Annotated in this window: 14 protein-coding genes; 7 read left to right on the forward strand and 7 right to left on the reverse strand. The window is 65.3% G+C overall.

Annotated elements, in window-relative coordinates; genetic code table 11:
- Positions 1 to 14: 14 nt before the first annotated feature.
- Complete coding sequence (locus tag AC6JAC_RS07680; protein WP_347895303.1) at positions 15 to 377, forward strand: hypothetical protein; 363 nt, start codon at positions 15 to 17, stop codon at positions 375 to 377.
- Positions 378 to 396: 19 nt separating this feature from the next.
- On the opposite strand, the gene AC6JAC_RS07685 is transcribed toward AC6JAC_RS07680, so the two are convergent.
- Positions 397 to 642 (reverse strand): putative acetyltransferase, encoded by a 246-nt coding sequence (locus AC6JAC_RS07685; RefSeq protein WP_347895305.1) that lies wholly within the window; start codon positions 640 to 642, stop codon positions 397 to 399.
- A gap of 170 nt (positions 643 to 812) precedes the next feature.
- Between AC6JAC_RS07685 and fdxA the strand changes: the two genes are divergently transcribed.
- The 3 genes from fdxA (at position 813) to AC6JAC_RS07700 (ending at position 3,841) form a co-directional block, all read left to right on the forward strand.
- Positions 813 to 1,139 carry a ferredoxin gene (gene fdxA / locus AC6JAC_RS07690; RefSeq protein ID WP_028269445.1) on the forward strand — a complete coding sequence of 109 codons (327 nt, stop codon included), beginning with the start codon at positions 813 to 815 and terminating at the stop codon, positions 1,137 to 1,139.
- Between the two features lie 10 nt (positions 1,140 to 1,149).
- A complete protein-coding gene (gene dapC, locus AC6JAC_RS07695; protein ID WP_497964166.1) occupies positions 1,150 to 2,298 on the forward strand; it encodes a succinyldiaminopimelate transaminase in 1,149 nt (382 codons plus the stop codon).
- A gap of 259 nt (positions 2,299 to 2,557) precedes the next feature.
- Complete coding sequence (locus tag AC6JAC_RS07700) at positions 2,558 to 3,841, forward strand: citrate synthase (RefSeq protein ID WP_028269443.1); 1,284 nt, start codon at positions 2,558 to 2,560, stop codon at positions 3,839 to 3,841.
- Positions 3,842 to 3,921: 80 nt separating this feature from the next.
- Here the strand turns inward: AC6JAC_RS07700 and galE are convergent, their stop codons facing one another.
- The gene (gene galE, locus AC6JAC_RS07705; RefSeq protein WP_028269442.1) at positions 3,922 to 4,935 is read right to left on the reverse strand and encodes a UDP-glucose 4-epimerase GalE; all 1,014 of its coding nucleotides are present in this window, start codon (positions 4,933 to 4,935) and stop codon (positions 3,922 to 3,924) included.
- 81 nt (positions 4,936 to 5,016) lie between these two features.
- On the opposite strand from galE, the gene AC6JAC_RS07710 reads away from it, so the two are divergent.
- Together AC6JAC_RS07710 and AC6JAC_RS07715 are read left to right on the forward strand one after the other, a co-directional pair.
- Complete coding sequence (locus tag AC6JAC_RS07710; RefSeq protein WP_028269441.1) at positions 5,017 to 5,655, forward strand: TetR/AcrR family transcriptional regulator; 639 nt, start codon at positions 5,017 to 5,019, stop codon at positions 5,653 to 5,655.
- 58 nt (positions 5,656 to 5,713) lie between these two features.
- Entirely contained in the window at positions 5,714 to 6,325 is a 612-nt protein-coding gene (locus AC6JAC_RS07715) for a hypothetical protein (RefSeq protein WP_497964168.1), read from the forward strand.
- Between the two features lie 29 nt (positions 6,326 to 6,354).
- Here the strand turns inward: AC6JAC_RS07715 and AC6JAC_RS07720 are convergent, their stop codons facing one another.
- Positions 6,355 to 7,206: a hypothetical protein gene (locus tag AC6JAC_RS07720; protein ID WP_497964170.1), complete on the reverse strand. Its 852-nt coding sequence runs from the start codon at positions 7,204 to 7,206 to the stop codon at positions 6,355 to 6,357.
- A 55-nt stretch (positions 7,207 to 7,261) separates the two neighbouring features.
- Entirely contained in the window at positions 7,262 to 8,293 is a 1,032-nt protein-coding gene (gene dapD / locus AC6JAC_RS07725) for a 2,3,4,5-tetrahydropyridine-2,6-dicarboxylate N-succinyltransferase (protein ID WP_497964172.1), read from the reverse strand.
- 50 nt (positions 8,294 to 8,343) lie between these two features.
- Between dapD and dapE the strand changes: the two genes are divergently transcribed.
- The gene (dapE, locus tag AC6JAC_RS07730) at positions 8,344 to 9,468 is read left to right on the forward strand and encodes a succinyl-diaminopimelate desuccinylase (RefSeq protein WP_028269437.1); all 1,125 of its coding nucleotides are present in this window, start codon (positions 8,344 to 8,346) and stop codon (positions 9,466 to 9,468) included.
- A gap of 76 nt (positions 9,469 to 9,544) precedes the next feature.
- Here the strand turns inward: dapE and AC6JAC_RS07735 are convergent, their stop codons facing one another.
- The 3 genes from AC6JAC_RS07735 to AC6JAC_RS07745 all read right to left on the reverse strand — a co-directional run bounded on the left by AC6JAC_RS07735 (position 9,545) and on the right by AC6JAC_RS07745 (position 12,010).
- Positions 9,545 to 10,384, reverse strand: a complete 840-nt coding sequence (locus AC6JAC_RS07735) for an amino acid ABC transporter permease (protein ID WP_028269436.1) — start codon at positions 10,382 to 10,384, stop codon at positions 9,545 to 9,547.
- Positions 10,381 to 11,031, reverse strand: a complete 651-nt coding sequence (locus tag AC6JAC_RS07740) for an amino acid ABC transporter permease (RefSeq protein WP_028269435.1) — start codon at positions 11,029 to 11,031, stop codon at positions 10,381 to 10,383. Before AC6JAC_RS07740 ends, AC6JAC_RS07735 begins: the two co-directional genes overlap by 4 nt.
- 94 nt (positions 11,032 to 11,125) lie before the next feature.
- Positions 11,126 to 12,010, reverse strand: a complete 885-nt coding sequence (locus AC6JAC_RS07745) for a glutamate ABC transporter substrate-binding protein (protein WP_028269434.1) — start codon at positions 12,008 to 12,010, stop codon at positions 11,126 to 11,128.
- Between the last annotated feature and the right edge of the window lies 1 nt (position 12,011).

Consider the following 12,011-nt stretch of genomic DNA (forward strand, 5'->3'; position numbering starts at 1 on the left):
ATAGAGCTGCCGGCATGGCAGGCGGCATCGCCGCCGCCGTGCCGGCAGCTCTTTTTGTAGCCGCTGCCGGTACGGCCCTGCACCGGCAGCAGCTGCTGCTTCCCGGCGTCGTCCTGCCCTGGGGTGCAGTGGCAGCGCTGGTGCTTCTCGGATCGGTCCAGCTGCTCCTCGGGGCGGCCTTCCGGTCAGTGATCCCGACGGCGGCCTGCGGCTTGCTGTGCTACGTGCTGGCGGGCCTGTGGTCGACGCTGGAGCCCGGCAAGCGACTGATCGCCGGGGACTTTCCCGGGTACACCTGGATCTACGGCATTGCCGGGGTAACAGTGCTGATGCTCGTCTGGTGCCGGCGCTACCGGGTGCTCAGGCCACCGGCCTGACGGCCGCGTGTGCCAGAGGCTAGGGTGCGGGCCGCGGGGCACGCCGTGCCGGCGCCGGCGGCACCGCTTTCGCTGCCACCACCAGGGCCAAAGGGATGACGACGTCGGTCCGCCGGGTGCGGACGGTGCATTCCACGGGGTTGATTCCCACCAGGTCCCCCAGGGCATCCGTCATGCCCTCCGGGATCCTGTAACGGACCACCACCCTGGTGCCCAGCGGCGCGCCTTCCAGGAACAGCCGGGGTGCAGGGATCTGGGAATTCACCACTCCATCCTAGGACCCCGCGCTAGTATGACGCGGGGGAATGTATGACGCGACGCTAGGTTCGCGGGAACAGCCTGATAGATAATAGGCTCAGAAGTCAGCAGTCCGGCGCTCAGGCCGGAAATGATCACCGGCCGAATGCCGGAAACCAACGTGGAGAGGCAAGGGACGTGACGTACGTAATCGCGCAGCCGTGTGTAGATGTCAAGGACAAGGCATGTATTGAAGAATGCCCCGTCGATTGCATCTACGAGGGTGAGCGGTCCCTCTACATCCACCCCGACGAATGCGTCGACTGCGGTGCCTGCGAACCCGTCTGCCCCGTTGAGGCCATTTACTACGAGGATGACACCCCGGAGGAGTGGGCCGACTACTACAAGGCCAATGTTGAGTTCTTTGACGACCTCGGCTCGCCCGGCGGCGCTGCGAAGGTCGGCAACACCCACACGGACCACCCGATGATTGCTGCCCTGCCGCCGCAGAACCAGGATCACTGAGGCGCCTGGCGTGACATCCGCAGTACGCAGCTTCGGCCTCAGCCTGCCCGATTACCCGTGGGAGGCCATGGCACCCTACCTTGCCAAGGCTGCGGAGCACCCCGGAGGGGCGGTCAATCTTTCCATCGGCACACCGGTGGACCCCACGCCCGTCCTGATCCAGGAAGCGCTCCAGGGCGCCGCCGACGCCCCCGGGTACCCTACGGTGCACGGGACGCCGGCGCTCCGCACAGCCATTGCAGACTGGTTCGCCCGGCGCCGCGGCGTTCCCGGGCTGGATCCCCGAGATGTCATGCCCACCGTCGGGTCCAAGGAGCTGGTGGCATGGCTGCCGTTCCTGTTGGGACTGAAGCCGGGCGACGTCGTCGTCCGTCCCACGGTTGCGTACCCCACCTACGACATCGGGGCGACTTTCGCCGGCGCCGAACAGATCGCCGCTGACGACCTCGATGACCTGGATGACGAGACCCGGCAGCGCGTCCGGCTCGTCTGGGTGAATTCGCCGGCCAACCCCACCGGAAGCGTCCGTGACGTGGCGTCCTTGAAGCGGATCGTCGACCAGGCCCGCGGGCTTGGCGCCGTGGTGGCTTCGGACGAATGCTACGCGGAGCTTGGCTGGGGGGAGTGGGACGTCCAGCGCGGCGGCAGCCCCGTGCCCAGTGTTCTGGACCCGCGCGTTGCCGGCGGCTCCCACGACGGCCTGCTGGCGGTTTACTCGCTGAGCAAACAGTCGAACGTGGCGGGATACCGTGCGGCGTTCGTGGCCGGGGACCCGGTGATCATGGCCAACCTGGTCAACAGCCGCAAGCACGCCGGCATGATCGTGCCGTACCCGGTGCAGGAAGCCATGCGGGTGGCACTGGGCGACGACGCCCATGTCCAGGCCCAAAAGGACCTTTACCGCAGCCGGCGGGAGCGGCTGGTGCCGGCGCTCGAGGCGTTCGGGCTGACCATCCACGAATCGCAGGCGGGACTCTACCTCTGGTGCAGCGCCGGCGAAGCCACCTGGGACACCGTGGGCAGGCTGGCCGAGCTGGGGATCGTGGTGGGACCCGGTGTGTTCTACGGCGATGCCGGCAACGGGTTCATCCGCGTTGCGCTGACGGCCGCGGATGAGCGGATCGACGCGGCTGTAGCCCGGCTAAGCACCGGCGCCTAGCCGCCACGAACCCGCCACGGGTCCGTAACAATGATGTGACACGCAACACAACGGGGGCCTTTTTGGGGCATTTCGGCACTATCGGATTAGTGTCACCTTGCCTTGGAGCGGTACTTTTTAACTGACTATCAATGGTGGCTTTCTACAAGAAGGCAGCCCGACCGTTGGAAACCCTGCCACGCAGGCTCCTCGGGCGGCTCCACCGGATGTTGGATCAAGCTTTCTACAGAGAGGCCCTGACGCCTCATGAGGAGACTCCATGACTGAGACCACCAGCGCAACCCTGCGCCATGCGGGCGGCGAACTCGAACTCCCGCGCATCAAGGTTGTAGAAGGAAACGAAGGCTATGACGTTTCCAAACTGCTGAAGCAGACAGGCGCCGTTGCCTTTGACCCGGGATTCATGAACACCGCGGCCACCACTTCGGCGATCACCTACATCGACGGCGACGCCGGCATCCTGCGCTACCGCGGTTACCCGATCGAGCAGCTCGCCCAGCACTCGAGCTTCCTTGAAGTTTCCTACCTGCTCATCTACGGCAACCTGCCGAACGCCACCGAGCTGGAAGCTTTTGACCAGCGGATCCGCCACCACACCCTGCTGCACGAAGAGCTCAAGGGCTTCTTCAGCGGCTTCCCGCGGGACGCCCACCCGATGCCCGTGCTGTCCTCGGCTGTGTCCGCGCTCTCCACGTTCTACCAGGACTCGCTGGACCCGTTCAATGCCGAGCAGGTGGAGGTCTCCACGTACCGGCTCCTGGCCAAGATGCCGGTCATCGCCGCCTACGCCCTGAAGAAGAGCATCGGCCAGCCGATGCTCTACCCGGACAACTCCCACAACCTCGTGGAGAACTTCCTGCGCCTGAGCTTCGGCCTTCCGGCCGAGCAGTACGAGGTGGACCCGATTGTCGCCAAGGCGCTGGACCTGCTCCTCATCCTGCACGCCGACCACGAGCAGAACTGCTCCACCTCCACGGTCCGGCTGGTGGGCTCGTCCAACGCCAACCTTTTCGCCTCCGTTTCGGCAGGCATCAACGCCCTCTTCGGCCCCGCCCACGGCGGCGCCAACGAGGCCGTCCTGAAGATGCTCCGCCAGATCCAGGCCGACGGCACCAAGCCCGAGGACTACATGGAGAAGGTCAAGAACAAGGAAGACGGCGTCCGCCTCATGGGCTTCGGACACCGCGTTTACAAGAACTACGATCCGCGGGCCAGGATCGTCAAGGACACGGCACACGAGATCCTCACCAAGCTCGGCGGCAACGACGAACTCCTGGAGATCGCCCTGCGCCTCGAAGAGAAGGCGCTGAATGATGACTACTTCATCCAGCGCAAGCTCTACCCGAACGTGGACTTCTACACCGGCCTGATCTACAAGGCCATGGGCTTCCCGGAGAAGATGTTCACCGTGCTGTTCGCCATCGGCCGCCTGCCGGGCTGGATTGCCCAGTGGCGCGAAATGATCAGCGACCCCAACACCAAGATCGGGCGTCCGCGCCAGCTCTACACAGGTGAGCCGGAGCGCAACTACCCGGCCAGCTAGCCGTTAGATACAGCCAGCGGATAGACAAAGAACGACGCCGGCTACGCACCCCAGGTGCGTAGCCGGCGTCGTTTTCCGGTTTAGGAGTTGTAGCCCAGCGGGTTGTTCTTCTGCCAGCGCCAGTGGTCCTCGCACATCTGGTCAACGGTCTTGGTGGTGGACCAGCTCAGGTCGGCCAGCGCGGAGGTGGCATCGGCCCAGAAAGCGGGGAGATCGCCCGCCCGGCGGCCGGTGATCTCGTAGGGAAGTGCGTGGCCCACGGCCTTTTCGAAAGAACGCAGTACCTCCAGCACCGAGGATCCCTTGCCGGAGCCGAGGTTCCAGCGGAACACGCCCGTGCGCTCGGCCACGTGGTTCAGCGCCGCAACGTGGCCTTCGGCCAGGTCCACGACGTGGATGTAGTCCCGCAGGCAGGTGCCGTCAGGGGTGTCGTAGTCGCCGCCGAACACCATCAGCTTTTCGCGGCGGCCCACCGCGACCTGGGCGATAAACGGCACCAGGTTGTTGGGGATCCCCTGGGGGTCTTCGCCGATCCGCCCGGACGGGTGTGCGCCCACCGGGTTGAAGTAGCGCAGGAGCGCGATGTGCCACCGGTTGTCCGCGGCGCCGAGGTCCGACAGGATGTCCTCGATCTGTTCCTTGGTCCGGCCGTACGGGTTGTTGGCGCCGATCTCCATCTTTTCAACGTACGGAATGGGGTTGTGCTCGCCGTACACCGTGGCTGAGGAGCTGAATACGAGGGAGCGGACGTCGTGCCGGTCCATCACCCGGATCAGGTTCAGCGTGCCCACCAGGTTGTTGTAGTAATACTTCAGCGGCTCCCGGACGGATTCGCCCACGGCCTTGAGCCCGGCGAAGTGGATCACCGCGTCGATCCGGTCCTGGGCGAAGACGGCATCGACTGCCGCCTCGTCCACGAGGTCCACGTTGTGGAAGACCGCTTCCTTGCCGCTGAGCTCGGCCACGCGGCGCAGCGACTCCTCGCTTGAATTGACGAGGTTGTCGATGACCACCACCTCATGGCCGGCTTCCTGCAGGGACAGAACTGTGTGCGACCCGATGTAGCCGGTGCCGCCCGTAACCAGAATTCTCATGGGCTCAACGCTATCCCACTTCGCCGGGCATCCGCCCGTGTTGCCCACAACTTGGCGGCACAACTGTGCTAAATAATAGGGGTGCCCAAAATCGTTGATGCCGCAGCCCGGCGACAGGAAGTTGTCGAAGCAGTCTTCAGGATCATCGCCATGGACGGGCTGGAACGTGCCTCACTGCGCGAAGTGGCCGACGAAGCCGGGCTGGCGGTGGGTTCCGTCCGCCATTACTTCTCCAGCAGCGAAGAGCTTCTGGCCCATTCCTTCGGGGTTGCGGTGGACCGGATCACCGGCAGGCTGGAGGCGGCCCGTGAGCACCTCAACCGGCAGGTCCCCGGCACGGCTGAGCACCGGGAAGGCGTGTTAACCCTGCTGGGCCAGTTCCTTCCCCTGGATGAGGAACGGGCGGTGGACGCATGCGTCTGGATGGCGTTCAAGAACGCAGCCCGGATCAGGCCCTTCCTGGCCGCCGAGGCCGACCGCAGCCACCGGGCCGTGGCCGCCGTCATCGGCTGGCTGATCATGGAACTGCGGGCCCCCGGGGAGTCAGTGGACGGCGACGGGCACCAGGGCCTGGTCACCGAAGCGGAGCGGCTGCTGGCCACCTTGGACGGCCTGACAATGCATGCCCTGCTGCAGCCGGAATGGATGACTGCCGAAATGTGCAGGGACGTTCTGTCGTCCCACCTGCACAGCCTGGGACAGTCTGAAACCACCCATTAACGTCAGTAGTCAACAGGATTAGACTGGGACAGTAAACAAGCCAAGGGAGGCCATTCGGATGCACCAAACAGGCGGTCCTGGCTGGCGAATCACCATGGACACATCAGGTCCCATGCTCATCGCACTTTACGTTCGCGACGCCGCCGGCCTCGACAGTGCCGGGCGTCCGGCACTGTGTCACATGGCACCCAAGATCCGTCCGGTGGACCACACCAACCTCACGTCCGAAGTAGGCGGGATCAGCGCCCTGAAGACTGAATGGGAGGCCTGGTGGGAGCAGCTGCTCAAGGCGCATCCGCAAATGACCCCCGAGGTGACGCCCCCCGACTTTGAGGCCTTCGGCAACTCCCCGGCCCTCCAGCGCGTGCTGCAGGCGCACTTCGGCTCGGCGCTGACGTGGGCGCGGGAACGCCGCGCCGAGTATGCGGAGCTGGAAGCCGAACGGGAGGCCAGCGGCGCCCCGCAGCTCCTGGGCGACATGGTGGAGGACCGGCTGCTGGAGGTGGGCCGCGGTTCGAGGGACTTTACCTTGACCATCGTCGAACTTCCGCTGACGGAACCCCGGGCCTGGTACCTGGAGCCGGACAAGATCATCATGAGCAAGGAACTGCTGTCCCAGCCCGAGGTGTTCCGAAGCTACGTCCAGCCCGTCGTGGAACTGCTCGTCTGAGGCACTAACGTCACGGAGTTCCGGCAGCGTCAGGAAGTCCCGGCGGCCACCGTGATCGTGACCTGGCCGGAGGGGGCGTCCGAGGGCTGCCAGCCGTTCCTGGACGCCCGGTCCCAGCTGCTGCCCTCGACGCCGACCTCCGTCACGGACAGGGATTTCGCGTTGGCCACGGCCCACTGCGCCACGGCCCAGGCCTGGCTGCCGCTCGCCTCCAGCACGACAGTGCTGCCGTCGGCCGTTGCCGGTACGTTCCCGAACGCCGCTGTCAGTTCGTCGACGACCGCCTGGACGTCACCGGCCTGTTCAGGCGTCTTGAGGGTGCAGTCCAGTGCTGCGGCAGACTGGCCGGTCAGGGCGGACGCGAAGACCCGGCCCATGTCCTCGTGTTCGGCGTAGGCCTGCGGGTACGCAGAACGCTGGACCTGCTGTGCGGCGGCGGTGATTTCCAGCGATTCGTACTCCGGGATCTTCACCAGGGCGTCGTAGAACGCCCCGCTCGCATAATACGGGTCCATCACCTGTTCCTCGGTGCCCCAGCCCTGCGAGGGACGCTGCTGGAACAGTCCGCGGGAGTCCGGCCCGGCATGGTCGCCGTGCCCGATGTTGCGCAGCTTGGATTCCTGCATGGCAGTGGCCAGGGCGATGCTCGCCGCCCGCGGGGGCAGCCCGCGGCGCACGGCGACCGCTGTTATCAGGGCCGCATTGGCCGCCTGGTCGGTGGCCAGGTCGGCTTTGCGGGACCCGACGGCGGCGGTGCACTTTTCGGCAATCAGCGTTTCCGAGCGTTGGATAAAGGCCACGGCCGTGTAAACGCCGCCGGCAATAAGTGCCAGAGCCAGCCCCAGCACTAGCAGGCGGCGCAGGCCACGTCTCCGTGACACGAAGTTACTCCCTCACGCCCTGGACGGGCCGGTTGACTTCTGCAGGCGGACGGAATCAGTTGGCGTGGAGTGCCTCGTTGAGTTCCACGGTCTGCCCCTTGCGGGGGAGTACCTCCACCGCACCGGTCGAGGAATTCCGGCGGAACAGCAGGTTGGGCACGCCGGAGAGCTCAACGGCCTTCACCACGCGGGTGGTGTCCTCGCCGTCGGCGTCCTTCGGACCGATCACGCGGACGCGCGTGCCGGCCGTGACATACAGGCCGGCTTCCACCACGGAGTCGTCGCCGATGCTGATTCCGACGCCGGAGTTGGCACCCAGCAGCACGCGCTGGCCGAGGGAGATCTTTTCCTTTCCGCCGCCGGAGAGGGTGCCCATGATGGACGCGCCGCCGCCGACGTCGGTGCCGTCGCCGGTGACGACGCCTGCGGAGATGCGGCCTTCCACCATGGAGGTGCCCAGGGTGCCGGCGTTGAAGTTCACGAAGCCCTCGTGCATGACCGTGGTGCCTTCGGCCAGGTGGGCGCCAAGGCGGACGCGGTCGGCGTCGGCGATCCGGACCCCTGCGGGCACCACGTAGTCCACCATGCGCGGGAACTTGTCCACGCCGTAAACCGTCACGGCGCCGCGCTTGCGCAGCTTGGCCCGGGTCAGCTCGAAGCCGTCTACGGCAGCCGGGCCGAAGTTCGTCCAGACGACATTGGGGAGCTTGCCGAAGATGCCGTCCAGGTTGATGGTGTTGGGCTGGACCAGCCGGTGCGAAAGCAGGTGCAGGCGGAGGTAGGCGTCCGCAGTGTCGGCGGGGGCTTCGTCAAGGTGCACCTGGACGAAAACGACCTGCTGCTCGGTGCCGCGGTCGGTGTCAGTGCCGGCTGCGGCGATCTCGGCAAGCACGGGATCCGCGCTCTCCACATTCCGAAGGGTGTCCGCTGCGGTTCCGAGGGACGGCGCCGGGAACCAGACGTCCAGCACAGTGGCCTCGCCGTTGCGGGTGGAAATGGTGGCCACACCGTAGCCGTAGGCGGAGCGGCCGTCGGCGGACGCGGAATTGTCAGCGGGCACGGCGGAAGCAGCAGCGGTTTCAGTCATGCCACCAGTCTATCGAGAGGGAGGCTCAGGTCTCGAACTAGACTGTCATCGTGACTGCTCAAACTGCCTCTGTCCGCCTGGATCTCCGCCAGGACGTCGCCCTCCTCACCGCTGCGCTCATCGACATCAACAGCGTTTCGGCCAACGAGAAGGAGCTGGCCGACGCCGTCGAACATGCCCTGCGGAAGATTCCGCAGCTTACCGTGGTCCGGGACGGCGACTCCATCATTGCCCGGACCGCCCTTGGCCGCCCTGAACGGGTCATCCTGGCCGGGCACCTGGATACGGTGCCCCTCCCCACCACCGAGGGGGCCCTCGGCACTGTTCCCTCGTTCTGGCCGTCCGGCGCACCCGGGGAAGGGCTGCTGTACGGCCGCGGCACCACGGACATGAAGGGCGGCGTCGCGGTGCAGCTGGCGCTGGCGGCCACAATGTTCGACGGCGGCGCGGAACCGGGCAAGGACGTCACCTTCGTGTTCTACGACCACGAGGAAGTGGAAGCGGTGAAGAGCGGCCTCGGGCGGCTGGTCCGCAACCACGGCGGCCTCCTGGACGGCGACTTTGCCATCCTGCTCGAGCCGACTCACGGAACGGTGGAAGGCGGGTGCAACGGCACCATGCGGTTCGAAGCAACCACCATCGGTGAAGCAGCACACTCCGCCCGGGCCTGGATGGGAAGCAACGCCATCCATGCCGCCGCCCCCATCCTCGCCAGGCTGGCCGCCTACGAACCGGCCACCATCAACGTGGACGGCCTGGACTACCGGGAAAGCCTCAACGCGGTGAAAATCAACGGAGGCACCGCCGGCAACGTCATCCCTGACCGCTGCGTGGTGGAAATCAACTACCGCTTCGCTCCGGACAAGACTCCGGACCAGGCCGAAGCCCACGTCCGCGAACTCCTCGACGGGTTCGACGTCGTCAAGACGGACAGCGCGGCCGGCGCGCGGCCGGGGCTGAACCATCCGGCGGCCGCATCCTTCGTGGCCGCCGTCGGTGCCGAGCCCAAGCCGAAGTACGGCTGGACCGACGTCGCACGCTTCAGCGAACTGGGTATTCCCGCGGTCAACTTCGGCCCGGGCGACCCCCTGCTGGCGCACAAGGACAATGAGCACGTTGACGCCGACGCGGTCCGCGAATGCCTGAGGGCGCTCCGGACGTGGCTGGCCAACTAATCAGGACCAAGTCCCGGCAAGCAGGAAGGCCCTGATCTGTTGATCAGGGCCTTCCTGGTACTCGCCTTCGTTACTGCTATTTCACTTCGGCTTCAATCGGCTCAGGTTCCGCTTTGGCCACGCCGCCGGCGGCCTTCTTGGAACCGCGGCGTTCAATCCACACTGCGATCCGCGAAACGCAGATGTTGATTGCAATGTAGATCGCAGCGGCCACGAAGAAGACCGGGAACAGGAACTGCGTCCCCAGGAAGTCGGCCATGACCTGCACGGCCCGGAGCAGCTCACCGTACGCGACGATGTAACCCAGGGACGTATCCTTCAGCAGCACCACCAGCTGGGCCACGAGCGAAGGCATCATCCGGCGGACGGCCTGCGGCAGCTCAATGATCATGCGGGACTGGAAACTTGTCAGGCCAATGGTCAGGCCCGCTTCGCGCTGTCCCTTGGGCAGGGACTGGATGCCGGCGCGGATGATCTCCGCGAAGACGGCCGCGTTGTAAAGGACCAGGCCGGCCACCACTGCGATGAACTGGTTGGTGCCAAAGACCAGCAGGACAAAGAACATCATCAGGACGACGGGCATGCCGCGCAGGAATTCCAGCACGATCCGGGTGGGAATCCGGATCGCGGCGAGGTCGGAAATCCGAAGCAGGCACAGCAACAGCCCCAGGGGAAACGCGATGACGGCGGCAACGGCGGCAGCACTGAGGGTGGCACCGATGCCGTTGCCGAGCAGCGTCCAGACGTCCGCGCGGGTGAAGATGGCCCAGCGGCGTCCCTCGAAGATGCCCTGCTGCGCCAGGGTACTGACGATCCACGCCAACAGGCCAAGGATCAGCAGGGACCCGACTACGGAACCGATCAGTGAGACCCGGCGGGCTTTCGGCCCCGGGACGTCGTATAGAACTGAGCTCATCGGGCGATCGCCACCTTTCGTTCGACGGTGCTCGCCAGGATGCCCAGCGGAACAGTGATCAGCAGGTAGAAGAACGCCACTCCGAGGAGAACGGCCAGGACCTGGTCGCCATTGGAATTGGCGAGCTGGCGGCCGTAACCGAACAGCTCCAGGACGAAGAAGGCGCCGGCAACGGAGGAGTTTTTCACGAGCGCGATCAGGATGTTGATCAACGGCGGGATCACCGTCCGCAGTGCCTGCGGGAGAATGATCAGGGAAAGCACCTGGCCGAATTTCATGCCGATACTGCGTGCTGCCTCGGCCTGGCCGACGGGAACGCTGTTGACGCCGGAGCGCACGGCTTCGGCGATGAAGGCCGCAGTGTAGGCACTCAGGGCAATGATGGCCGCCACCTCAAACTGCTCGAATTTCACCCCGAGCCGGGGCAGGACGATTGCGGCAAAGAAGAAAGCAATGGTCAGGGGGGTGTTCCGCAGGATCTCCACGTAGGTCATGCTGAAGCCGCGGAGGGCGGCAACAGGGGAGACCCGGGCTGCGGCCAGCACGGTCCCCAGCAGGAGGGCGATGACTCCGGACACGGCGGACAGGAACAGGGTTCGGAGAAAGCCTTCCCAGTAGAGTGGCAGGTTTTCGATGATGACGTCCATAACATCCTTTGGCTGTGTGTCGCGGACGGGAGCGAAGATGGGAGGGCGGTTGCCGGAGGCGCGTTAAGCGGACTCCGGCAACCGCCGGCGTTACTTAGTAACGGTTGATGGCCGGGAGCTCCGGAGCCGTCTTGATGACGGAGCCGGCGGTGGCTTCCCATGCCTTCTTGTAGGAGCCGTCCTTGCCGAATTCCTCCAGCTGGTCGTTGATCCAGTTGCGGAAGACGGTGTCGTCCTTCTTCAGGCCGATGCCGTAGGGCTCCTTGGTGAAGGTTTCGTCCGAGGCCAGCTTGAAGGCTTCAGGTTCCTTGTCCACGAAGCCGGCAAGGATCACGTTGTCGGTGGTGATGGCCTCCACCTGCTTGTTGCGCAGCGGTTCGAGGCAGGCGGAGTATGTGGCCGCGGGAACGAGTTCTGCTCCGTACTTCTCCACGATGGTGCCGGCAGGGGTGGAACCGGTCACGGAACAGACCTTCTTGCCCTTGACGTCCTCCGGCTTCTTGATGGTGTCATTGTCCTTGTTGACCATGAGCGCCTGGCCGGCCTCGTAGTACGGCCCGGCAAAGCTAACGACCTGCTTGCGCTTGTCGTTGATGGTGTACGTGGCGATGACCAGATCCACCTTGCCCTGTTCGATGAAGGGCTCGCGGTTGGCTGAGACGGTCTCCGACCATTCGATCTTGTCCGCAGCAATGCCCAGCTTGGCGGCAATCAGCTTGCCCATCTCGACGTCGAAACCGATGGGCTTGCCGTCCAGTCCGACCTGGCCGAACAGCGGCTGGTCAAACTTTGTGCCGATCTTGATGGTGCCGGCCTTGGAGAGCTTCTCCATGGTGCTGCCTGCTGCAAAGGTGGGCTTCTCGGCCACTGACGGATTGCTGGTGGTTCCGCCCCCGCCGCCGCAGGCGCTCAGTGTCAGGGCGAGGGCTGCTGATGCTGCAACCACAAAGGACTTTCGTCGGGTCAAAAATGCCTTCATG

It is taken from the genome of Arthrobacter sp. KUASC02 (assembly GCF_059739395.1).